19 protein-coding genes are annotated in these 22,952 nt (G+C 46.1%); 13 read left to right on the forward strand and 6 right to left on the reverse strand.

What is annotated here, in order from left to right:
* Positions 1-52: 52 nt before the first annotated feature.
* A complete protein-coding gene (locus NST70_RS16810; RefSeq protein WP_035188699.1) occupies positions 53-325 on the reverse strand; it encodes a hypothetical protein in 273 nt (90 codons plus the stop codon).
* A 60-nt stretch (positions 326-385) separates the two neighbouring features.
* Here NST70_RS16810 and uraA point away from each other — a divergent pair, with 60 nt between their 5' ends.
* Positions 386-1,666 (forward strand): uracil permease, encoded by a 1,281-nt coding sequence (gene uraA, locus NST70_RS16815; RefSeq protein ID WP_035188701.1) that lies wholly within the window; start codon positions 386-388, stop codon positions 1,664-1,666.
* Between the two features lie 209 nt (positions 1,667-1,875).
* Here uraA and poxB read toward each other — a convergent pair whose 3' ends face one another.
* On the reverse strand, positions 1,876-3,600 hold the full coding sequence (poxB, locus tag NST70_RS16820; protein ID WP_035188702.1) for a ubiquinone-dependent pyruvate dehydrogenase: 1,725 nt from the start codon (positions 3,598-3,600) through the stop codon (positions 1,876-1,878).
* Positions 3,601-4,026: 426 nt separating this feature from the next.
* Between poxB and deoC the strand changes: the two genes are divergently transcribed.
* Together deoC and NST70_RS16830 are read left to right on the forward strand one after the other, a co-directional pair.
* The gene (gene deoC / locus NST70_RS16825) at positions 4,027-4,731 is read left to right on the forward strand and encodes a deoxyribose-phosphate aldolase (RefSeq protein WP_193352491.1); all 705 of its coding nucleotides are present in this window, start codon (positions 4,027-4,029) and stop codon (positions 4,729-4,731) included.
* 142 nt (positions 4,732-4,873) lie between these two features.
* Positions 4,874-6,619, forward strand: coding sequence for an ABC transporter ATP-binding protein (locus NST70_RS16830; protein ID WP_019720308.1), 1,746 nt, complete (start codon positions 4,874-4,876; stop codon positions 6,617-6,619).
* A 519-nt stretch (positions 6,620-7,138) separates the two neighbouring features.
* Here the strand turns inward: NST70_RS16830 and NST70_RS16835 are convergent.
* From NST70_RS16835 to NST70_RS16845, 3 genes are all read right to left on the reverse strand, one after another.
* A complete protein-coding gene (locus NST70_RS16835; RefSeq protein ID WP_014096662.1) occupies positions 7,139-7,795 on the reverse strand; it encodes a queuosine precursor transporter in 657 nt (218 codons plus the stop codon).
* A gap of 11 nt (positions 7,796-7,806) precedes the next feature.
* Positions 7,807-8,307 (reverse strand): preQ(1) synthase, encoded by a 501-nt coding sequence (gene queF, locus NST70_RS16840; RefSeq protein ID WP_035188704.1) that lies wholly within the window; start codon positions 8,305-8,307, stop codon positions 7,807-7,809.
* 278 nt (positions 8,308-8,585) lie between these two features.
* The gene (locus NST70_RS16845) at positions 8,586-10,790 is read right to left on the reverse strand and encodes an MMPL family transporter (RefSeq protein WP_035188706.1); all 2,205 of its coding nucleotides are present in this window, start codon (positions 10,788-10,790) and stop codon (positions 8,586-8,588) included.
* A 289-nt stretch (positions 10,791-11,079) separates the two neighbouring features.
* Between NST70_RS16845 and NST70_RS16850 the strand changes: the two genes are divergently transcribed.
* The gene (locus NST70_RS16850) at positions 11,080-12,543 is read left to right on the forward strand and encodes an alpha-amylase (RefSeq protein ID WP_035188707.1); all 1,464 of its coding nucleotides are present in this window, start codon (positions 11,080-11,082) and stop codon (positions 12,541-12,543) included.
* A gap of 38 nt (positions 12,544-12,581) precedes the next feature.
* On the opposite strand, the gene NST70_RS16855 is transcribed toward NST70_RS16850, so the two are convergent.
* Positions 12,582-12,842, reverse strand: coding sequence for a diguanylate cyclase (locus NST70_RS16855; protein WP_014096658.1), 261 nt, complete (start codon positions 12,840-12,842; stop codon positions 12,582-12,584).
* A 26-nt stretch (positions 12,843-12,868) separates the two neighbouring features.
* On the opposite strand from NST70_RS16855, the gene NST70_RS16860 reads away from it, so the two are divergent.
* The 9 genes from NST70_RS16860 (at position 12,869) to NST70_RS16900 (ending at position 22,743) form a co-directional block, all read left to right on the forward strand.
* On the forward strand, positions 12,869-13,594 hold the full coding sequence (locus NST70_RS16860; RefSeq protein WP_035188708.1) for a GntR family transcriptional regulator: 726 nt from the start codon (positions 12,869-12,871) through the stop codon (positions 13,592-13,594).
* Positions 13,595-13,735: 141 nt separating this feature from the next.
* Positions 13,736-16,120 carry a phosphoketolase family protein gene (locus tag NST70_RS16865; RefSeq protein WP_152598473.1) on the forward strand — a complete coding sequence of 795 codons (2,385 nt, stop codon included), beginning with the start codon at positions 13,736-13,738 and terminating at the stop codon, positions 16,118-16,120.
* A 243-nt stretch (positions 16,121-16,363) separates the two neighbouring features.
* Positions 16,364-17,188 carry an STAS domain-containing protein gene (locus tag NST70_RS16870; RefSeq protein ID WP_035188747.1) on the forward strand — a complete coding sequence of 275 codons (825 nt, stop codon included), beginning with the start codon at positions 16,364-16,366 and terminating at the stop codon, positions 17,186-17,188.
* A 159-nt stretch (positions 17,189-17,347) separates the two neighbouring features.
* Positions 17,348-18,136, forward strand: a complete 789-nt coding sequence (locus NST70_RS16875) for a transporter substrate-binding domain-containing protein (RefSeq protein WP_104851693.1) — start codon at positions 17,348-17,350, stop codon at positions 18,134-18,136.
* Between the two features lie 24 nt (positions 18,137-18,160).
* The gene (locus NST70_RS16880; protein ID WP_035188711.1) at positions 18,161-18,823 is read left to right on the forward strand and encodes an amino acid ABC transporter permease; all 663 of its coding nucleotides are present in this window, start codon (positions 18,161-18,163) and stop codon (positions 18,821-18,823) included.
* A gap of 16 nt (positions 18,824-18,839) precedes the next feature.
* Complete coding sequence (locus NST70_RS16885; protein WP_035188714.1) at positions 18,840-19,577, forward strand: amino acid ABC transporter ATP-binding protein; 738 nt, start codon at positions 18,840-18,842, stop codon at positions 19,575-19,577.
* 498 nt (positions 19,578-20,075) lie between these two features.
* Entirely contained in the window at positions 20,076-21,275 is a 1,200-nt protein-coding gene (locus NST70_RS16890) for a saccharopine dehydrogenase family protein (RefSeq protein ID WP_013860852.1), read from the forward strand.
* The gene (gene nspC, locus NST70_RS16895) at positions 21,275-22,402 is read left to right on the forward strand and encodes a carboxynorspermidine decarboxylase (RefSeq protein ID WP_035188716.1); all 1,128 of its coding nucleotides are present in this window, start codon (positions 21,275-21,277) and stop codon (positions 22,400-22,402) included. The genes NST70_RS16890 and nspC overlap by 1 nt, the downstream gene beginning before the upstream one ends.
* Positions 22,399-22,743, forward strand: coding sequence for a hypothetical protein (locus NST70_RS16900; RefSeq protein WP_235801674.1), 345 nt, complete (start codon positions 22,399-22,401; stop codon positions 22,741-22,743). The genes nspC and NST70_RS16900 overlap by 4 nt, the downstream gene beginning before the upstream one ends.
* Positions 22,744-22,952: the final 209 nt, after the last annotated feature.

A 22,952-nucleotide genomic window follows, 5' to 3' on the forward strand; every position in this document is an offset into this window, starting at 1 on the left:
AATCAGCTTTCAAGTGCAAGCTTAAATTTTTTTCCAAAACTAGGAAATTTTCTTATTCAGCAAGCCCTAAATAACCAGAACCAGACCCGATAAAGCATCTGGGAAAGAGGGGCGCGGTGGTGACAATACTTGGCGCACCCGCGGTCCCAAAGCTAGCAAATGCCAAAATAAGAATTGACAAACCCGGCTGGAACTGCCATAATAGCAAGGACAAAAGATGAATGAATGCCTTTAAAACAGTCCCGTGAGGCTGGCAAGGTTCCGGATAAATGTGCACTTCCATGCACCTTGCTTTCATTCGGGCAAGGTGCTTTCTTTTTGCCAAAAGGGCACTTCCTGGAAAACCCCTGCCTCGCATTTTACCAATCCATTGAGGGGGAGAAATATGGAACAGCATGAAATTCAAGTTAACCAAAAACTACCTTTTCTCAAAAGCCTGCCGCTAAGTTTTCAGCATTTGTTTGCCATGTTCGGTTCAACCGTTCTCGTTCCTGTCCTGTTTAAAATTGATCCTGCGACCATTTTATTCATGAACGGGATCGGGACGCTGCTTTATATTCTGATCACAAAAGGAAAAATCCCGGCCTATCTCGGGTCCAGCTTTGCTTTTATCTCGCCGGTATTTGCCGTTCTTGCAAAACATGCGGACCTTACCGGATACAGTTACGCATTGGGCGGATTTCTTGCAGTCGGCATTATTCTCGTCATCGTTGCACTTATCGTTAAAATTGCCGGCACCCGCTGGATTGAGGTTGTGTTTCCACCTGCTGCAATGGGTGCGATCGTAGCCGTGATCGGGCTCCAGCTTGTCCCGACTGCGGCACAGATGGCAGGCCTCGTCCAGTCGGATGCTTCCGTAAAACACTGGAGCCCGGACCCTGATACCATCACGGTTTCCTTATTAACACTTGCAATCACTGTGGTCTGCTGGGTTACCCTGCGCGGCTTTCTTAAAATTATTCCGATCTTAATCGGGATCATTTGCGGCTACCTGATTTCCCTGGCATTCGGGATTGTCGACCTCAAACCTGTCCAAGAAGCAGCCTGGATTTCATTGCCGACGTACTATCCGATCAAACTGAACTGGTCCGATATCATGATGATCGTGCCGGCAGCGCTCGTCATCATTCCGGAACATATCGGCCACTTAATCGTCACGGGCAATATTGTCAAAAAAGATTTAACCAAGGACCCCGGGCTTGACCGGTCTTTGCTCGGAAACGGCATTTCCACGATTCTATCCAGTTTTGTCGGTGCCACGCCAAATACAACGTACGGTGAAAATATCGGTGTGCTCGCGATTACGCGTGTCTACTCCACGTGGGTAATCGGCGGCGCTGCGGTCCTCGCCATTATCCTTTCCTTCTGCGGAAAATTGGCGGCGCTCATATCATCGATTCCGCAGCCGGTTATGGGCGGCATCTCTCTCCTCTTGTTCGGCGTCATTGCGGCAAGCGGGCTCAGGATGCTGGTCGAACAAAAAGTGGATTACGGAAAATCGCAAAATTTGATTCTCACCTGCCTTGTTCTCGCTGTTGGCTTAAGCGGCGCAACGATCAATATCGGCACCGCCTCATTAAGCGGGATGGGGCTTGCAACAGTCGTTGCCATTATCGTAAGCCTGTTCTTTAAACTGCTGAACGTGCTCCATTTGGAAAACGAATAAATAAGGGGCGCCCCAAAAGCCGGAAACTGGCGGATGGGACGCCCCTTCTGTAATATTGGACGGGGTGCGCGAGAGCCCGCATACCATTTGCCCGGCCCGCTTTTCCGATAGCTTATAGCAGCCACAAACACCACTCCAAAATATGAAAAAACCTTTGTTTAAAAGAAAAAGCCCGGTTTCCCATGACGGATACCGGGCTTATTTTTAGATTACCGAATCAAGTTTGTTTTAGCCAAATCAACTAATTCATTGGCACGGCCGTTTAATACGGCTTTCAGCATCCACAGCGTAAATCCGTGTGCTTGTTCATACGTAATTTTAGGCGGCAAGGACAATTCCTGACGGTTTACGGCAACGTCAATAACGGCCGGTCCGTCATGTTCGAATGATTCACGGAGTGCCCCTTCCAGATCAGCTGGGTCTTCCACACGGATCCCTTTCATGCCCATCGCTTCGGCAATCGCTGCATAGTTCGGGCTGTCAAGGCCTGTTCCGGTTTCCGGATAACCGGCTGCTTTCATTTCCAGTTCAACAAAGCTTAATGCCGTGTTGTTAAAGACAACGACTTTAACTGGCAGCTTATGCTGGCGGAGCGTTAACATGTCACCCATCAGCATTGACAGGCCGCCGTCCCCGCTGAGCGAAACAACTTGCTTGCCAGGTTGTGCAACAGCCGCGCCGATCGCTTGTGGAAGCGCATTGGCCATCGTACCGTGGTTGAATGAACCGAGCAGGCGCCGTTTGCCGTTCATTTGCACATAACGTGCCGCCCACAATGTTGGTGTACCCACATCGCAAGTGAAAATGGCATCTTCATCTGCCAGATCACTGACCAGTTTTGTCAAATATTGCGGGTGGATCGGTTTGCGTCCAGGTTTGCCAACAGCCAATTCATCGAGATCTTCTCTTACTTTTTGATAAGCTTTGACATGTTTTTCAAGATGCTTGCTATTGTCTTTTTCCTGAATCATTGGAAGCAAAGCTTCAACTGTATCTTTTACATCTCCGACAACGCCGAGTGTCAGCGGTGTCCGGCGTCCCAAATGTTCGGAACGGATGTCAACCTGCAATACTTTTGCGTTTTTCGGATAGAATTGGCGGTACGGGAAGTCTGTACCGAGCATCAGCAGCGTATCGCATTCCATCATGGCGTCATAGCCGGAAGAATATCCGATCAAGCCTGTCAACCCTGCAAAGTAAGGATTATCGTATTCCAAAAACTCCTTACCGCGCAGTGCAACGACCATTGGCGATTTCAATTTATTGCACAGTTCCATAATTTCGTCATGGGCACCTTGGCAACCCGCACCGCAAAGCAGCGTTACTTTTTTCCCGTCGTTTAAGTAAGAAGCAAGCTGTGTTAAATCTTCTTCTGACGGTTTCACGACCGGTTTGGCAAAATGGACCGGTACTTGCGGCACTGCTACGTTGTCATCCAGGCCTGCAACATCACCAGGCAAAACAAGAACGGAGACGCCTTGGTTTGCGACCGCTTGTTGCATCGCCATATTTACCATTAAAGGCATTTGTTCCGGGCGTTGTACTGTTTCAATAAAATGCGCACAGTCTTTGAAAATCAATTCAGGCCGTGTTTGTTGGAAATACTCGCTTCCAATTTCACTGCTCGGAATATGGGCGGCAATCGCCAAAACCGGCACACGTGACCGGTTGCAGTCATACAGCCCATTGATAAGGTGCAAGTTTCCAGGACCGCTGCTTCCTGCGCAAACCGCAATGCTGTTATTTAAGGTAGCCTCTGCACCGGCTGCAAAAGCAGCCACTTCTTCATGGCGCACGCCGACCCATTCAATCCGCCCTGAACGCCGGATAGAGTCGAGCACTGCATTTAAAGAGTCCCCGACGATCCCATAAATTCTTTTTACACCTGCATTTAATAATGAATCAATCAGCAAATCCGCTATCGTTTTTGCCATTTGTCAATCCCCTTCTTTTCCATTTATTTTTCGTTAGTATCCCCTAAATGCCGGCTTTCAATCTCCTAATTCCTTTATCCGCATTGCGGCAAACCTAGCCAATGATCCCTTCCTTCTTCGCTGTTCTTGCACCCTTCGGCATTTGGCATACAAACTGTTATAGTAAAAAATAAATCTGTACTATATTTGTTCATAAAAAGTTCACATTTATATATTAAACCTATATATGCGGTAAAAACAAGGTTTTTGCATGAAAAAAATTATAAAATGCTTGTTTTGCACAAAACTGTATTAGTCCATATGTAAAAGATATTAATACACATTTTTAAAGCGGTTGCATTTTTTCGCTGCCGCAAAACAGACAAACCCTTTTTCATGCAATTTGCGTTATGATGGTATTGATGGATGATGAAAGGAATGAAGAATATGAAACGTTATACAATTGACCAACTGGCACAAATGATTGACCATACCAATTTAAAACCGTTTGCGGATCAAGCGGCAATGGAATCACTTTGCAGGGAGGCGCAGCAGTTCCATTTTAAAATGGTGGCGATTAACTCCGTCCAAACTGCCCTTTGCAAACACTTGCTGGAGGGTACAGATATCCATGTCGGCGCAGCCATTTCTTTTCCGCTCGGGCAGACCACGCTTGAAACCAAAGTGTTCGAAACACAAGATGCGATCGAAGACGGGGCAGACGAAATTGACTATGTCGTGAATCTGTCCGAAGTAAAAAATAAGAACTACCGTTATATCGAAAAAGAGATGGAAACCATTACGGACATTTGCAGGGAAGAAGGTGTCATTTCAAAAGTGATCTTTGAAAACTGCTATTTGGAAAAAGATGAAATCGAAGCGCTGGCCCGGATTGCCAGAAAGGTGAAGCCCGATTTTATTAAGACTTCTACCGGGTTCGGAACAGGCGGGGCCACAATAGAAGATGTCCGGTTTATGAAAGAAATTGTCGGGGACGATGTAAAAGTGAAAGCTGCAGGCGGTATACGCGACGCTGAAACGTTCCTGGCGATGATTGAAGCAGGCGCCGAACGGATCGGCACAAGTTCAGGCGTACAAATCATGGCCAGTCTGCAGACAAAAGCAACAGATGGCGTGATGACGATCGAATAATGGTAAATCTAGAGCATTAGTTATAGATTCATTTCGCATATCTTTTTTAAAGCCATCCTTTAAAAAAGATATGCTCCTTTTAGTTCATTAGAGATTTATTTCTAAACTATCCGTATATTTAAAAAGGAGACAATTTAAATATATGAATGATAATAGCAACGGAAGCAGCCTTTCGTTCGTAGATATAATTAAGACAACTAAACCATCTAAGATTCTCTTTTTTTCAGCATCTGTTCTTTCCCTTTTGGGATGTGTGATCAGTCTTACTGTCCCTCTGCTTATTGAAAGATTAATTGATCAGTTAAAATCAAATATAGACATCAAACTGATCGTTTGGATTATTGCCTTTTCATTATTAGAGAGTGTGGCATCTTCAATTTCACAATTTTTACTTTCCGTATCTGCAGAAAAAGTAATATTTAATCTACGGGAAGCACTGTGGAATAAAACATTACAATTGCCCATGAAATACTACCAGAAAAATAAATCTGAAGAGCTTGTGAGTAGATTAACAAATGATACAACTACTGTAGCGTCGATTGTAACGGATGAGATGGTTGATCTAATATCCTCATTTTTTACGCTCTGTGTTTCTATCGTCATTTTGTTGTTTTTAGATATTCCAATGACGCTTGCTCTCATTATTGTTGTCCCGCTATCCCTTTTTATTATTATTCCATTTGGTAAACGTTTTGGGGAGATTGCCTACAAATCACAAGACAGAATATCTGAACTTACAATGTTCTCTTCACAAATATTGAGGAATATTAAAATAGTAAAGTCATTTGGAGCCGAAACAAAAGAGTTGCAAAGTGGGAAAGATAAATTTTATTCACTTTACAAACTGGGAGTTAAAAGTTCGATTCTTAATGCTGTTATTGGTCCATTTCTGGGTACATTTGGTTTCTTATTACTCATTTCAGTTGTCGGATTAGGGGCCTTGCGGGTCAGCAACGGGGATATTTCAATTGGAAAATTAGTAGCATTTATTATTTACTTATTCCAAGTGATTGCCCCATTTATAAATATCAATATGTTTTTTACATCTTATCAGGAAGCAAAAGGCTCTCTAAAAAGGATTTTTGAAATCCTAAATGAGGATGTTGAACCTGATCACTTCTTAACAAATTCCGTTAAGAATAAAAATTCATTTAACACCTTAATATTGTCTCATATTACATTCTCTTATCATGAGGAGCAAGTTTTAAAAGATATCTCTTTTCATGTCAATAAAGGAGAGATCGTTGCATTAATCGGAGAAAGTGGGGCTGGAAAATCAACAATCTTTAATCTTATTGAACGCTTTTATGAACCGCAATCAGGAGAAATGTACTTAGATCATGTTTCTTTTAGAGAAGTGGAGCCGGGATTATGGAGACAGTCCTTTAGTTATGTACCACAGGATTCACAACTTTTTGACGGCACGGTAAAAGATAATATCACTTATGGTTTATCATCAGTAACGGAAGAAGAAATTGTTCATGCAGCAAAACTTGCCAATGCACATGATTTTATATTAGCACTTCCTGATGGATATGGAAGCGAGATAGGGGAGTACGGGAATCGTCTATCAAGCGGGCAAAAACAAAGAATTGCAATTGCCAGGGCTTTTCTAAGAAAACCTGATTTTATACTAATGGATGAATCAACCGCCAATTTAGATTCAGAATCTGAATATTTATTACAAGATTCTTTGAAACATTTATCTGAACATGTGGGCGTCATTTTAATTGCCCATCGTTTATCAACCATCATGAATACAGACCGGATTTTGGTATTGGAAAATGGTAAAATTACTGGAGATGGCAAGCATGAGACTCTATACCAAACCAACGCTTATTATAGAAATTTGATTCAACATCAAGGACTGAATAAGAATCAATCCTGAATTTCGAAAGAAAAATAGAAGTTTAAAATGAAAAAGTTCCCAAACCTGCCTTATTCCCAAAAATGTTAGGATCTGCTTCTCTCCTAAGCCAAATATAATCCTCAGCTGCCTCTGTGTAGGCAGCTGGAGCTAAATGGTGAGCTAAAATGATTTTTTAACCAATTTTATATAAAGCATACTTGTTTCCTCATTTTCCAACTATAATACCACGTTCATGGACAAATTGTTGCCCTTATCATAGTAGTGTTCGTTTGGTTCCGCAGTCCGTTTTCGTCATATTCATACTGGGCAATAGTTGTCCCGCTGATTGTCGTGACTTTTCCTCATTCTGGTAATTAGCAAGATTGCTATGTGCTGCTTTTTATGCTGCAATATTTCATTTCCGGTTGGTGCTGGGAATGATTTTTTTATCGGTAAATCGGCATTCGCAACCCGTTAATTTCGCCGGAAACAGTTGCGGCTTCTTTCATACCCGACCAGGCCGGGCACAAAAGAAGCCACTTCCGTTCGTGTAAAGTTTTATGCGTTTCCTTTTTCCACTGCTTCCGGGACGGTTTGCAACCCATTTTCGCTCCGGGTTTTGCGGATCAGGCCGACAAGCAAATAGACAACCGGGGTCATGATGATCGAAGCTGCAAATTTAAAAATATACTGGGTGAGAATCAGCGTTCCAATCATCCCAGGCGGCACCGTTCCGTAAAAAGCAATCACGATAAAAATAGACGTATCGATCAACTGGCTGAACATCGTGGAAGCATTGTTGCGCAGCCACAGTTTTTTTCTGCCGTGCCTTGTTTTCAGCTTATGAAATACAAAAACATCGAGATTTTGGCTGACCCAATACGAAATCAGGCTGGCCAACACGACGCGGAAACTGCCGCTTAAAATCGTTTTAAAGGCATCTTGGTGCTGAAAAGAAGGGGCAGCCGGGAGATGGATGGCGGCCACGATAAAAACCAGGGCAAGGATTTGGGTGAGAAAACCTGCCTGGACCGTTGCCCGGCCCGCCTTTTTCCCGTAAACTTCCACTGTAACATCAACAAGGGGATACGTAAAAATGTAAATGATGGCGGCAGCGGGCAGCACAATCGCATCGCCAATATGAAACAGCTTCACAGAAATGATATTCGATAAAATCAGCAGCCCGACAAACATGCCATTTAAGTATGCATTCATCTGTATCCCCCTCACCGGTTATCCACTTTTTCAGGATACAGATCGTGATGCATCAGGCGAAAATGGGCCATGTCTTCATATTTGGTGCCCGGCTTCCCGTAATTGCACCACGGATCGATGGAAATACCCCCGCGCGGCGTAAATTTTCCCCACACTTCAATGTAGCGGAGATCAAGCAGCTTGATGAGATCGTCCATGATGATATTGACGCAGTCTTCATGAAAATCGCCATGGTTGCGGAAACTGAAAAGATACAGTTTTAGAGATTTGCTTTCGACAATTTTTTTGTCCGGTATATAAGAAATATACATGGTTGCAAAATCCGGTTGTCCGGTAAGCGGGCACAGACTTGTAAATTCCGGGCAGTTGAATTTTACAAAATAGTCACGGTCCGCATGCAGATTGTCAACCGCCTCCAATACCCCGGGATCGTAATCCGCCGGGTATTTTGTTTTTTGGTTGCCGAGCAACGTTAAGTCCTGCAATCCTTCTTCCTGTTTTCTTCCAGCCATAAAAAAACCTCCTGTCAAAAATGTTCCCGTCATTTTTTCCAAGAGAGGCGCAGACCCGTGCCAGAATAAGATGAAAAAAGCCACATCCCGTATGGACATGGCTTTTTGATCCATTTATCCATAGTTTTTTATAGAGGGTTTGCTATGAACCTCATGCTTATGCAACTGTTCAATACCTCTCCCAGTCGGGTAGGTGTTCCTTACCATTTTAGAAAATGATGCGGCGCCTGTAAACCCTTTGAACGGAGAAATCTTCCATTCATTCGAAATAAAAGCGATCAGTCTTCACTTTTTACAGGTTCCGCTTTCGCAAATAATTTCCCCGGCCAGAATGCATAGCGGCCGAGCACGGTGGTAATCGCCGGCACGAGTAGCGGGCGGACGACAAAGGTATCCAGCAGAACGCCAATCGCGGTTACAATGCCGAACTGGACCAATATTTGGATCGGGAGCACCGTTAAAACCGCAAACGTTCCGGCTAAAATCAGCCCGGCTGAGGTAATGACGGCACCAGTTTCTGTGACGCCAAGGGCAATCGCGCGCCTGTGCGGCAAATGCTGTTTATTTTTCCAAATGCCCGAGATCATGAAAATATTGTAGTCTTCCCCAAGAGCGACAAGGAATACAAATGCATAGAGCGGAATAAGGTCCTGGATGGCGGAAATGCCCAACCCATAATGGATCAGCAGCCAGCCTGCGCCCAATGCCGCCACATAGGAAAGCAGAACTGTCACAATCAAGTAAACCATGGCAACGAGTGACCGCAAATACAGCAGCAACAAAATGGCAATGATGAAAACGACAGACGGGACAATGACCTTCATATCCCTTTCAGTCACCTTGGCCGTATCATAAAGGGAAGAGGTAATGCCACCAATCCAGATTTGGCTTTTGGACAGACCGGCCTTTTGCAATTGCTTTTGTATCACCGGGATGGATTGAATTGCTTTTTCACTGTACGGGTTATCTTTTAATCTTACATTGTAAGATTCATACTGTTTATCTTTTTCCCCGTATTGCGGTCCGGTTACGGTGTCAACAAACGGCAGTTTTTCAAGCGCTGCCTTTACATTCGCGCCTTTTCCTTCCGTATTGGCGATCACCTGGACAGGCGCCAGCTCGCCCGGCGAAAAATGGTCTGCGATGATTTCATAGCCTTCGCGCGACGGCATATCTTTCGGGAATGACTCGATCAAGTTCTGCGTATACGCGATTTTCGGTACGAAGAAAGCGAGCCCGCCGAGAATGATGACGCTCAGTACAATGATAAGCCAAGGCTTTCTTGTGACCGCTTCTCCCACTTTCCGGCTCCATTTCCCATGTGCAGCATGACGGCGGATCTTTTTCCCTTTTTTCGCTTCCAGGGCGCTGGCCATTTGTTCTGTTCTCGGAATAAACGGAAAGAAAGAAGCCCGGCCTAAAATGGAAAGTAGCGCCGGCAGCAGTGTCAATGCGGCAATGCCCATGATAAAGATGGCAAGGCTGAACGGAACAGCAAACCGCTGATACGTCCCGTAGTGCGCAAAAAGCAATGTGAACAGGCTGAGCACGACCGTAATCGCGCTGACCATGATCGCGCCGCCCGAATGCCGGATGGCCGTGTGCAGCGCTTTTATCTTATCTTCTTCTTCCAGCAAACATTCACGGTATTTTGAAACAAGAAATAAACAGTAATCCGTGCCGGCCCCGAATAAAAGGACAGTCATGATCGAAGTGGCCTGGGAATCCACTGTAATGATGCCTTCTTTTGCAAGAAATCCCAAAACCGGCCCGATTGCCCCATAAGCAAATACGACACCGATAAGCGGAACAAGCGCCAAAATCGGCGACCGATACAATACAATCAAGAGCACCAGCACAAGCAGCACGGTAGAAACCAACAGGGTGATATCCGCTTTGCTAAATAGTGACACCGCATCCGTGGATATGCCCGCAGGCCCTGTGAAGCGGACATGCAGGCCGTCATCTGCCAGTTTCTTATTCAAAATGGCTTTCGATTCGAGGGATGTCACTCTCTTCTTCAATTCTTTCAAGTTATCTGCCAGTTCATCCGTTCCTGCGCTTTTTTCCATAAATACCGGCGTAACAATCGTTGTGCCGTCTTTTGAAGCCTGCCCGCCCAGTGCCTGCGGCGGCATTTTTTCGTACGGTGGGATAAAACTTTGTGCGGGAAGCGGGTTTTTCTTTAAATCCCCGTACAATTTAGCAATCGTTCCGTAATCCTGCTGCGAGAGGCCGCCTTCACGGTACCAGGCGATAAGAAGCGGCGTGCCCGCATTCGGGAACTGTTTTTCAGCCACCTTTTCAGCCCGGACGGACATGGCTGAATCCGGCAGATTTGCTGCGCTGTTATCCGTGACTTTATTCACATTCGGAAAAACAGCAGACAAAACGGACACGACCAGGATCCATGCGGCAAGCGTTACCCATCTCCCTCTCCTTCCGGCACATGCTCCCGTGAACTTTACCAGTATATTTTTCATCGGTTTCCCACCTTTTTTACAGACTTATCACTATTTTATAATAGATGAAGCGGCCAAACAACCGAATCGGGCGGTCAGAGCAGAGCCGGGGGCCGGATTCAAATCATATTTATGGAAGCAAAAGGAAAACCTGCCTGTAAAAATATGTTTTCGCGGATCAAAAGCGGGAATAGTACCTTTGTTCTATTCACCTTTTGGCATGCTTAAAATCATAATTGATTGAAAATTTTTCCACATTCACTTATACTAAACGCATCAACTATTACTTCTTTTGGAAGGGGTACTTTTCTTGGAACGGAATCATACAATCATGCAGTTTTTTGAATGGAATACGCCGGCAGACGGCAGCCATTGGAACCGGCTGAAAGAAATGGCGCCCGAATTAAAGAAAACCGGGATTGATGCTGTCTGGCTTCCGCCGGTGACAAAAGGACAGTCAGACATGGATAATGGTTATGGCGTGTATGACCATTATGACCTTGGAGAGTTTGACCAGAAAGGCACCGTCAGGACAAAGTACGGGACGAAACAGCAATTGCATGAAGCGATCAACGCCTGCCACGAGCATGATATCCAGGTCTATATCGATGTCGTCATGAACCATAAAGCGGGCGCAGATGAAACCGAAGCTTTCCAAGTGGTGGAAGTCGACCCGATGGACCGCACCAAAGAAATTTCCGAACCATTTGAAATAGAAGGCTGGACAAAGTTCAATTTTACAAACCGGAAAGGCAAGTATTCTGATTTTACGTGGAATCATACCCATTTCAGTGGCGTCGATTACGACAACCGGACAGGGCGGAACGGCATTTTCCGTATTGTCGGGGAAAATAAGCATTGGGATGAGCATGTTGACAACGAATTTGGAAACTTTGATTACTTGATGTACGCGGACATTGATTACAACCATCCGGATGTAAAAAAAGAAATGATCGAATGGGGAAAATGGCTGGCCGATACGACCGGTTGTGACGGCTACCGGCTCGATGCCATTAAGCATATCAACCATGACTTTATCCGCGACTTTGCCGCTGCCTTAATGGAACACCGCGGAGACCATTTTTATTTTGTCGGCGAGTTCTGGAATCCGCAGCTGGAAGCGTGCCAAAAATACCTCGACCATGTACAGTTTAAAATCGATTTGTTCGATGTTGCACTCCATTATAAATTGCATGAAGCATCTAAAAAAGGGCGCGCGTTTGACCTCCCGACGATTTTTCATGATACACTCGTTCAAACGCACCCGCTGAATGCTGTTACGTTTGTCGATAACCATGATTCACAGCCGAACGAATCGCTGGAATCATGGGTGGACGACTGGTTTAAGCAGAGCGCCTATGCCTTGATTCTGCTGCGGAAAGACGGTTATCCGTGCGTCTTTTACGGGGATATGTACGGCATCGGCGGCGACAATCCGATTCCCGGAAAAAAAGACGCCCTTTCCCCGCTTTTATCTGTCCGGCGGGAAAAAGCGTATGGCGAGCAAGATGATTATTTCGACCATCCGAACACAATCGGCTGGGTGCGCCGCGGCGTTCCGGAGATCCCGCATTCCGGCTGTGCCGTCGTTATCTCAAACGGCGAGAACGGCGAAAAAAGAATGCTTGTCGGAAAAGAGCGCGCTGGCGAGGTTTGGGTGGACGCTACCGGCAACCGGCAGGAAAAAGTTACAATTGGCGAAGACGGCTATGCAGGATTTCCGGTTAACGGCGGAAGCGTTTCTGTCTGGGTACAGGAAACGGATGAAAACTAAGGAGGGGTACTGTTCCATCTTCCGGAACGGTGCTTATTTCATTCTTTCAGCTTATAGCTGTTTTTGCCGCGTTTTTTAATTTCGTACATCGTTTCATCCGCTTTTGCAATCAAGGTTTCTTCATCGCTGCAATGGTCCGGATACAAACTGATCCCGATGCTGCCTGTTGCTTCTATTGAGTGGGGGCCGATTTGGAACGGGCGGCTGAACGCTTCCACCATCCGGTTTTGCAACGCGGTCAAAACTTGGCGCCTGTTGTGATTCATTGAACCAAAAAGAATCTGTGGTAAACTGTTCATACAGAAACCTTTAGAAGGGATACGCCATGGCACAATTCGTATACAAGCAAATTATCGATGATTTGAAACAAAAAATTTTTGCCGGACAGTTCCCCGATATGAAACTGCCGGATGAACGAAGCCTGAGTGAAGCCTATCAGGTCAGCCGCAGTTCCATTAAGCGGGCGCTCTCGAAAATGGCCAACGACGGCATTATTTTTAAAAAACGCGGTTCCGGAACATTCATCAATCCTTTGTATATAAAAAACGCGTCCATTTTTAATTACGAAGGCACAAACCTCGGTGTCACCGACAATTTTCACATGCATGGCCAAAAGCCGGCCACAAAAGTGCTCTGTTTTGAGGTCATTCCGCCGACAGAAGAATTGCAGCGGAATTTGTTTTTGAACCCCCATGATTTTGTTTATAAAATACGCCGGCTCCGCTTGTTTGATGAGGATCCGTTTATGATGGAGACCGGTTATATTCCGATAAAAATCGTCCAAAATTTAACGCCCGAAATCATTGAAGGCTCCATTTTCAACTATCTGGAAGATGTCCACAATATGGCCGTAACGAAATCTTTTTTATCTATTTTTGCAGAACCGTCCAACGCGAAGGACCGTGAACTTTTGCGTTTAAAAGAACATGAACCGGTCGGTATTATGGAAGGCATCTTTTTTCTCGACAACGGCACGCCGTTTGAGTTTTCCCATATGCGGCTCCACTATCAATATTTAAAGTTCAATACATTTGTATCGGTGTCAGAGTAGGCTGAATGCATTTCAGCTTTTTTTAGACATGATATGTTCATAATTTCACGAATTTGGACCGTATTAATTTGTAAAAAGATTGATTTTTTAGGTGTAAGCGGTATGATGAACGTAGATGATAAATGAAAGGAAGCGGTTGAAATGGCAATGGCAGCTTCGCAAGTCGCTTATTCCTCCCCTGCTTATCTGAAAAATTTAGATGCATACTGGCGTGCAGCCAACTATATTTCGGTTGGCCAGCTTTATTTAAAAGACAATCCGTTATTAAAAGAACCCGTAAAGCCTTCTGATCTGAAAGCAAAACCGATCGGGCACTGGGGGACGATTTCAGGGCAGAACTTTATTTACGCCCATCTGAACCGAGTGATCAACAAATACGATTTAAATATGTTTTATATTGAAGGGCCGGGGCACGGCGGCCAGGTGATGGTATCCAATTCTTATCTTGACGGCAGTTATACTGAAATTTATCCGAATGTGACACAGGACATAGAAGGGATGAAGAGACTGTTTAAACAGTTTTCATTCCCGGGCGGCATTGCTTCCCACGCGGCACCGGAAACGCCGGGATCGATCCATGAAGGCGGCGAACTGGGCTATTCCCTTTCACACGGCACCGGCGCCATTTTGGACCAGCCCGATTTAATGGCCGCTGTTGTCGTCGGCGACGGGGAAGCGGAAACCGGGCCGCTTGCCACTTCCTGGTTGTCCAACCGGTTCATCAACCCGGTAACGGACGGCGCCGTTCTGCCAATTTTGCTTTTAAACGGTTTTAAAATCAGCAATCCGACCATGCTCTCCCGTATGTCTGATGAACAACTGGCGCTTTATTTTGAAGGGCTCGGCTGGCGGCCGTATTTCGTTGAAGGGGAAGACTCGGAAGAAATGCACCGCGATATGGCGTATGTAATGGACCAAATGATCGAACAGATCCAAGCCATCCAGTCACATGCCCGGAAAACCGGTGACACCACCCGCCCCGCCTGGCCAATGCTTGTTTTCCGTGCGCCAAAAGGGTGGACCGGCCCTAAGGAATGGGACGAGAAGCCGGTTGAACATTCATTCCGCGCCCACCAGATTCCGGTTCCGGTCGACCAGGACCACATGGAACATCTCGATGTTTTAATCAACTGGATGAAAAGTTACAGGCCGGAAGAATTATTCGATGACAACGGGCGGCTGAAACCGGAAATTGCCAGGATTGCCCCGAAAGGCAGCAAACGGATGGCGATGAACCCTGCCACCAATGCCGGCTTCCATATCAAAGACCTTGATTTGCCGGATTTCCGCGATTATGCGCTGGACAACAAGGAACATGGAAAACAGATGGCGCAGGATATGACCGTTTTAGGGACATATTTAAAAGACGTGATTTTAAAAAATGAAACAAAACGCAACTTCCGGATTTTCGGTCCGGATGAAACGATGTCGAACCGTTTGGCGCCGGTATTCGAGGCTACAAAGCGGCAATGGGTGGAAAAAATCAAAGAACCGAATGATGAATTTTTGGCACCGGACGGCCGTGTTATTGACTCGCAACTGTCTGAGCACCAGGCGGAAGGATTTTTGGAAGGCTATGTTTTAACCGGCCGCCACGGTTTCTTTGCAAGTTACGAAGCGTTCCTGCGTGTCGTCGATTCGATGATCACCCAGCATTTCAAATGGCTGCGGAAAGCAGCAGAACAAAAGTGGCGTGCGGATATCCCGTCATTGAATGTGGTCGCCACTTCCACTGTATTCCAACAAGATCATAACGGCTATACCCATCAGGATCCGGGTATTCTTGGCCACCTGGCTGATAAAAAACCGGAATTTATCCGGGAATATTTGCCGGCCGATGCCAATACGCTGCTCGCTGTATTTGACAAAATCCTGAACGACCGTGGGAAAATCAATCTGATTGTTTCGTCCAAACACCCACGCCCGCAATGGTTTACCGTTGAAGAAGCGGAAGAGCTGGCAGACCGCGGACTGAAAATCATTGACTGGGCAAGCACGGACGAAGGCGGCAATCCGGATATTGTCATTGCCGCATGCGGGACAGAACCGTTGCTTGAAAGCCTCGCTGCTGTTTCGATTTTGCACGAAAAACTGCCGAAATTGAAGATTCGCATGATCAATGTGCTCGATATTTTGAAATTAAGAAGCCCGGCATTGGATCCGCGCGGCCTTTCGGATGAAGCGTTCGACGCCTATTTTACAAAGGACAAACCGGTTGTTTTTGCCTTCCACGGTTACGAAGGCCTGATCAAAGACTTGTTTTTTGACCGTGCAAACCACAATCTGCATGTGCACGGCTACCGTGAAAACGGGGATATCACAACGCCGTTTGACATGCGCGTGATGAACCAGATGGATCGGTTTGACCTTGTAAAAGAAGTGGTGTCAAGCCTGCCTGATACAGCCCGGCACGCAGCCCTCATCAGCGAAATGGACAGCATGCTGCAAAAACATCATGCGTACATCCGCGAAGAAGGCACAGATCTGCCGGAAATCGAAAACTGGCAGTGGCAAGCGATAAAATAACAGCAAGAAAAACCGGGCGGACGTATCGAAACCGCTGAAAAAACCAATGAAATATAAAACGGCGGGACACCATCATGAATCGTGTCCCACCGTTTTTTCATTCTATAAAGAAAATGAGTTTTTTCTTTCCTAAATCCAACATTTCTATTTCAATAAATAGAATTTTATTTTAAAATAGAAAGACAAGAAATGGCGAAAACGATCATGACCATCAATTCAATCTTACATCATGCGGGTGATAAAATGGAGCTAAGACAGGCATTGCATCATTTTTTCCTTGAAAAAACATGGCAATTGACGGAAGACTGGTACGCATCTCTCGACAAAAACAGCGTGCAGGGGGTTTATGCGTCCACCGACCCCGAAGTGGTTGCAAGACTGAAAGAGCAGAACCACGAGTTCCACGTCCAGTTTTGTGAAGTGTTTTTAAAAGATGAAGATACCTTTTTACACCATTTTGAAAAGTGGGTAATGAGCGTTGCACAAGATGAAGAGCATCTTGCCACACCGAACCACTTCATTTTGCGTGAGTTCTTCCACACGCAGGAACAGTATCTCGACCTGTTCGATTCATTTGTTGCAGCCCACGAAGGAGAGTATACATATGAGGAATTGAATTTTTGGCGCAGGGCGATCATCCGTACATTCGAACATGTCATGATCTGGTTTATGAAAGAAAACCACCACTATTCCTTAAAGCGGCTGGAGTCCCAGCAAGAAACGATTAAAGAGCTAAGTTCCCCTGTCATTATGGTCGGCAAAAATACCGCGCTGCTGCCGCTTGTCGGGGAAATTGATTCCAACCGTGCGAAAATCATTCTGGAAAAAACCCTTGAACAATGCGCAGAAAAAAGCGTTCTCCTTCTGTACATTGATTTATCCGGCGTGGTCGTCATCGATACGATGGTCGCCCAGCAAATTTTCCGGCTGATTGAGACGCTGCGGTTAATCGGGGTAAAATGCATTCTTTCCGGCATCCGGCCGGAAGTAGCACAAACTGCCATTCAATTGGGCATTGATTTTAATGATGTAACGATCCACTCCAAACTGGAACTCATGCCGGAATGATGAAAAATCTATCAATCTACTGCAAAAAGGATGCAACAGAGCGTTGCATCCTTTTTGCTGTTTCCCCCAACCGCCCGCTTATGATTATTTTCATAGGAACAGGGTAAAAAACGGATGAGTAATTTAGCAAATCGGACCAACTTCGGGAAGGAGAAAGCCATGGGGCTGCATGTTAAAAAAGAGGCATTTCTATTCTTATCTGCAATGCTAGTCGTCCTTTTATCCGCATGTGCGAAAAAAGACGAACTGCCGGACGGGGCAAAACTGATCCATAAAGATACATTTACATTTGCGGCTTCCGGCGAATTTAAACCATTCAGCTATGTAAAAGATGATTTGACCATGACTGGATTTGATATTGAAGTAGGAAATGCGATTGCAAAAGAACTTGGGCTAAAGCCTGTTCAAAAACGGATGAAATTCAAAGGGCTTGTGGAAGGCATCAACACCGGACGGGCAGATGCAGCGGTTGCGAGCCATACTGTGACCCCGCAGCGCAGCAAACATGTCATCTTTACAACCCCTTACTACTATTCCGGGCCGCAAATTTTTACAAGGCCGGATAGCACGATAAAAACCGTGAAGGACCTTTCGGGCAAGGAAGTAGCCGCCGCAAAAGGATCCACCTATGCGGACATTGCATCTAAATATGCGAAAAATGTAAAAGTGTATGACAGTGACATCACCGCTCTGAAGTCGCTTTCGGAAGGCCGCCACGATGCCGTCATCACCGACTTTGTGACGGGAAAGACCGCGATCAAAGAAGGGTACAAAATCACCGGCCGGCAGCTGATCGAGCGGAGCGAGCAGGCCGTTGTGGTGGCAAAAGACAATCCGAAGCTTGCAAAAGACATTAACCGGGCGCTTGAAAAACTTAGAAAAGACGGAACGCTTGCACGCATCAGCAAAAAATACTTTGGCGAAGACATTACAAAAAAACCGAACTAGACCGGCAGAAAGGAATGTTGTACATTGCCTAGTTTTTCTCATTTTTTCCATGTGCTCGCCAGTACGAAGCACGTTTTCCTCGAAGCAATGGTTTTGACGCTTGAACTAACCATTGTCTCCATTTTAATCGGCGTTGCCATCGGGCTACTATTTGCCTTGTTAAAGATTTCCCGGTTCAAAATATTCAAGCTGATTTCCGATCTTTATATTTACCTTATCCGCGGCACGCCGCTCATCGTGCAAATCTTTATTCTTTATTTCGGGCTTAGCGGACTCTTTCTGCTCCCTGACTTCTGGGCGGCTTCCCTTGCACTCGCGCTGCATAACGGCGCCTATATCGCTGAAATCTTGCGCGGCACGATCCAGTCGATCGACAAAGGACAGATGGAAGCCGGACGTTCTCTTGGTATGACAAAATCGCTTGCACTGCGCAGAATCATTTTGCCGCAGGCATTCCGGAGGGCGCTGCCGCCGCTCGGCAACCAATTCATCATTTGCTTAAAAGATTCATCGCTGGCCGCATTTATTTCCATGGACGAGCTGTTCAATATCGCCACGACCCTCGGCTCCAACAATTTTGACGAAATGACGTATTTATTGATCGTCGCAGTCTATTACTTAATCCTTGTCGCCCTGCTGACGTTTATAGTCAGCCGCGCGGAAAAATATTTAGCTGTCAATGATTAAAGGAGGCTCCGTTCCTATGAAGGAAATGATTACGGTCGAAAATTTAAATAAATCGTTTGGCGATCTGCACGTTTTAAAAAATATTAATCTCGTAGTCCACGAAAGCGATGTGATCTGCCTGATCGGCTCAAGTGGTTCAGGCAAAAGCACCCTGCTCCGCTGCCTCAATTTTTTGGAGAAAAAAGACAGCGGCACAATTAAAATTGAAGGGGAGGAAATCACACCAAAAACCCATAATATCAATGAAGTGCGGCAAAAGGTCGGCATGGTTTTCCAGCACTTCAACCTGTTTCCGCATAAAACCGTCTTGGAAAACGTGATCGAAGCGCCGGTGATGGTAAAAAAAATCCCCAAAAAACAGGCGGTGGAAGAAGCCCGTGCCCTGCTCGATAAAGTTGGCATTTCCGACAAAGCGGATGTGTATCCGGGCAAACTTTCCGGCGGGCAGAAACAGCGGGTCGCCATTGCGCGTTCGCTCGCTATGCACCCTGATATCATGCTGTTTGACGAGCCGACTTCCGCCCTTGATCCGGAGCTTGTCGGCGAAGTGCTGGCCACGATGAAAGAACTGGCGGAAGAAGGCATGACCATGGTGATCGTCACACATGAAATGGGTTTTGCCCGCGAAGTCGCAGACCGGATTGTTTATATGAATGAAGGCAGGATTATTGAAAAAGGCACCCCTGAACAAATTTTTGAAAACCCGCAGGAGGAAAGGACAAAAGAATTTTTGAAAACGACCGTATTGAAATGATGAAGGTTTTAACCAAGGCGCCATGAAAAATTTTCTTCTTGCTATTTTAAGTTCGTGCTGATACGATAGAAGAGCATGATTTGGAAGGCATATATTCAGCATCAGTAGTCTTTCCAAGCAGATAATTTTGGCCAGTGGAGTAAAGGCATCGGTGTGCCGGGCCAAATGCCGAATCGGCAACTTTTGGTTGCCTTATTGATTGAGTGGGAAACTCAAATTTTATAAGTTGGTTACTTTACAACCGGTGCTTGTGCACATCAACTTGTGAAACGATCAATAAGAGTGGTAAAAGTAATTATTTGCTATATAGACTCTGATCCTATAAGAATATAAAGCTTTCTTCCATATTGTCCACGGACTTTTATGGCAGGCGTATATCTGTTTATGCGGATATGCATGCTTTTTTAGGATGATGATTTCAAGCAAGTGTTGTGCGCACGTATGCGGATTGCACTTGCTTTTTATTATGCAAAAATTCTATTTGAAGGAGACAGAAGAATGGGAAAAGCGTTGATTATCGGGGCCGGCGGCGTAGCATCGGTCGCTGCGCATAAATGTGTCCAAAACAGTGAAGTCTTTGAAGAAATCTGCATCGCAAGCCGCACGAAATCAAAATGCGATGCGTTAAAAGCAAAGCTTGACGGCGGAAAAACGAAAGTGACGACTGCACAGGTCGATGCCAATCACGTCGATGAACTGGTTGCTTTAATTGAAAAAGTGAAACCGGATGTCGTCATGAACCTGGCGTTGCCTTACCAGGATTTAACCATCATGGAAGCCTGCCTTCAAACAAAAACAAACTATCTCGACACCGCGAACTATGAGCCGGAAGACACGGCAAAATTTGAATACAAATGGCAATGGGCATACCGCGAACGTTTTGAAGAAGCCGGCATTACCGCCCTTCTCGGCAGCGGCTTTGACCCGGGCGTAACAGGCGTATTTTCCGCTTATGCCCTGAAACACCATTTTGATGAAATCAATTATATTGATATTTTGGACTGCAATGCCGGCGACCATGGCTATCCGTTCGCAACAAACTTCAACCCGGAAATCAATATCCGCGAAGTTTCCGCCAACGGCAGCTACTGGGAAAACGGCAAATGGATCGAAACAAAACCGATGGAGATCAAACGCGTGTATGATTTTCCTGAAATCGGCGAACGCGACATGTACCTGCTGCACCATGAAGAGCTGGAGTCGCTTGCCGCAAATATCCCTGGCATTAAACGGATCCGTTTCTTCATGACGTTTGGCGAAAGTTACCTGACACATTTGAAATGCCTGGAAAACGTCGGCATGACTTCGATTGAGCCGATTGAATTTGAAGGCAAACAAATCGTGCCGCTGCAATTTCTGAAAGCTGTGCTGCCGGATCCGGCTTCCCTCGGCCCGCGCACAAAAGGGAAAACGAATATCGGCTGCATTTTCCGCGGCAAAAAAGACGGCAAGGACAAAACCTATTACCTTTACAATGTGTGCGACCATGAAGCCTGCTACAAAGAAGTCGGCTCGCAGGCGGTATCGTACACAACCGGCGTGCCGGCGATGATCGGCGCGATGATGCTGATCCAGGGCAAATGGGACAGAAAAGGCGTTTATAATGTGGAAGAGTTCGATCCTGATCCGTTCATGGAAGCTCTGAACAAATGGGGCCTGCCGTGGAAAGAAAGCTATAATCCGGAGCTTGTCGACTGATGCGATTTGAAGAACTGCCGACGCCTTGCTATGTAGTTGATGAACAAAAGCTCGAAGACAATTTGAAAATTTTAAACGGCGTGATGAAACGGACCGGGTGTAAAATTGTTTTGGCGCAAAAAGCTTTTTCGATGTTTGCTTTGTACCCGCTCATCGGCAAATACTTGAGCGGGACAACAGCAAGCGGCTTGTATGAAGCGCGCCTCGGGCATGAGGAAATGGGAAAAGAAAACCATATTTTTTCCGCCGCTTACCGTGAAGATGAAATCGATGAGATCGTCTCGATTTGCGATCATGTTATTTTTAATTCATTTTCACAGCTTGAGAAATTCAAAGGCCGCGTGCTTGCAGGCGGGAAAAAGGCGGGCCTGCGCATCAATCCGGAATGCTCGACACAGACCGGGCATGCAATTTATGACCCTTGTTCGCCGGGCTCGCGCTTCGGTGTGACGCAGGAACAGTTCCGCCCTAATCTTCTGGACGGCGTAACCGGCCTCCATTTCCACACGCTCTGCCAGCAAAATGCGGACGATCTGGAGACAACGCTGAATGCCGTTGAAGAAAAGTTCGGGGAATGGCTGCCGCAAATGGAATGGATCAATTTCGGCGGCGGCCACCATATTACGAGGGAAGGCTATGACATTCCCTTGCTCGAAAAATGCATCAAGCGGATGCAGGACAAGTACGGTTTGGAAGTCTACCTTGAGCCGGGCGAAGCTGTTGCTTTAAATGCCGGCTATCTTGTCACGACAGTGCTTGACACAGTGAAAAACGGCATGGACATCGCGATCCTCGATACGTCCGCCTCGTGCCATATGCCGGATGTGCTGGAAATGCCGTACCGCCCGCCGCTCATCGGGGCCGGGGAGCCGGGCGAAAAACCGTATACGTACCGGCTTGGCGGCCAAACATGCCTCGCCGGCGATACGATCGGCGATTATTCCTTCGATAAGCCGATTAAAGAAGGTGTTCGCCTTGTATTTGGCGATATGGCCATCTACACCATGGTGAAAAATACCACCTTTAATGGCATGCCGCTTCCGGCCATCGCGATCCAATATAAAAACGGCGACTGCGCAATTGTCCGTGAATTCGGCTATCACGACTTTAAAATGAGACTCGGGTGAATACCTGCATTACCCGGGCTAAGTGGAAACAATATAGACGAGGGAGAAAAGCGAAACCGCCGGCAGCCTATCCGTGGCTGATGATGCTTTCTGCTGCAGATTACCGGAAAAAGACGGTTGACACGGACATTTTGCAGGAACTGGAGGAATGGGCGATGAATGAGCAGGAAGTGCTTGACGCAATCAAAGAGTGGGAGAATTTGAGTGCCAATCGGGAAAACAAAGTATTGTACGAAGCCCGGCTGAAATTTTACGCGACTAGCTCGCGAATATCCGCGGCGAAAGAGAGGAAGGGCTCAGAGAAGGGATTCAAAAAGGGATTGAAGAAGAGGTACAAATAGCAATCAAAAAATGCTGAGCAAAGGCACCTCACCCGAAACGATCGCAGATATGCTTGATTATCCGCTTGAAGAAATCAAAAAACCCAGCGGGAATTAGAGCGGGGTAGCTAACTGAATCGCGCGCCCGCCGCTTCCAAACGCAAGGGGGCTTTTCCAATGCCGGACTGGCGGCGGAATGGCCCCCTTTGCTATCTTGGTTGCATGCTTCC

Source organism: Weizmannia sp. FSL K6-0777 (assembly GCF_038593185.1).
In the GTDB taxonomy this organism is placed as follows: Bacteria; Bacillota; Bacilli; order Bacillales; family Bacillaceae_C; genus Weizmannia; species Weizmannia faecalis.

What these genes read in the sequence shown, in the direction of transcription:
- poxB (WP_035188702.1), bottom strand. Translation starts at nt 3,600, where the DNA reads ATGGCAAAAACGATAGCGGATTTGCTGATTGATTCATTATTAAATGCA.
- queF (WP_035188704.1), bottom strand. Translation starts at nt 8,307, where the DNA reads ATGGCTGGAAGAAAACAGGAAGAAGGATTGCAGGACTTAACGTTGCTC.
- NST70_RS16870 (WP_035188747.1), top strand. Translation starts at nt 16,364, where the DNA reads ATGGAGCTAAGACAGGCATTGCATCATTTTTTCCTTGAAAAAACATGG.
- NST70_RS16830 (WP_019720308.1), top strand. Translation starts at nt 4,874, where the DNA reads ATGAATGATAATAGCAACGGAAGCAGCCTTTCGTTCGTAGATATAATT.
- NST70_RS16835 (WP_014096662.1), bottom strand. Translation starts at nt 7,795, where the DNA reads ATGAATGCATACTTAAATGGCATGTTTGTCGGGCTGCTGATTTTATCG.
- nspC (WP_035188716.1), top strand. Translation starts at nt 21,275, where the DNA reads ATGCGATTTGAAGAACTGCCGACGCCTTGCTATGTAGTTGATGAACAA.
- NST70_RS16885 (WP_035188714.1), top strand. Translation starts at nt 18,840, where the DNA reads ATGAAGGAAATGATTACGGTCGAAAATTTAAATAAATCGTTTGGCGAT.
- NST70_RS16845 (WP_035188706.1), bottom strand. Translation starts at nt 10,790, where the DNA reads ATGAAAAATATACTGGTAAAGTTCACGGGAGCATGTGCCGGAAGGAGA.
- NST70_RS16855 (WP_014096658.1), bottom strand. Translation starts at nt 12,842, where the DNA reads ATGAACAGTTTACCACAGATTCTTTTTGGTTCAATGAATCACAACAGG.
- deoC (WP_193352491.1), top strand. Translation starts at nt 4,027, where the DNA reads ATGAAACGTTATACAATTGACCAACTGGCACAAATGATTGACCATACC.
- uraA (WP_035188701.1), top strand. Translation starts at nt 386, where the DNA reads ATGGAACAGCATGAAATTCAAGTTAACCAAAAACTACCTTTTCTCAAA.
- NST70_RS16890 (WP_013860852.1), top strand. Translation starts at nt 20,076, where the DNA reads ATGGGAAAAGCGTTGATTATCGGGGCCGGCGGCGTAGCATCGGTCGCT.
- NST70_RS16860 (WP_035188708.1), top strand. Translation starts at nt 12,869, where the DNA reads ATGGCACAATTCGTATACAAGCAAATTATCGATGATTTGAAACAAAAA.
- NST70_RS16875 (WP_104851693.1), top strand. Translation starts at nt 17,348, where the DNA reads ATGGGGCTGCATGTTAAAAAAGAGGCATTTCTATTCTTATCTGCAATG.
- NST70_RS16865 (WP_152598473.1), top strand. Translation starts at nt 13,736, where the DNA reads ATGGCAATGGCAGCTTCGCAAGTCGCTTATTCCTCCCCTGCTTATCTG.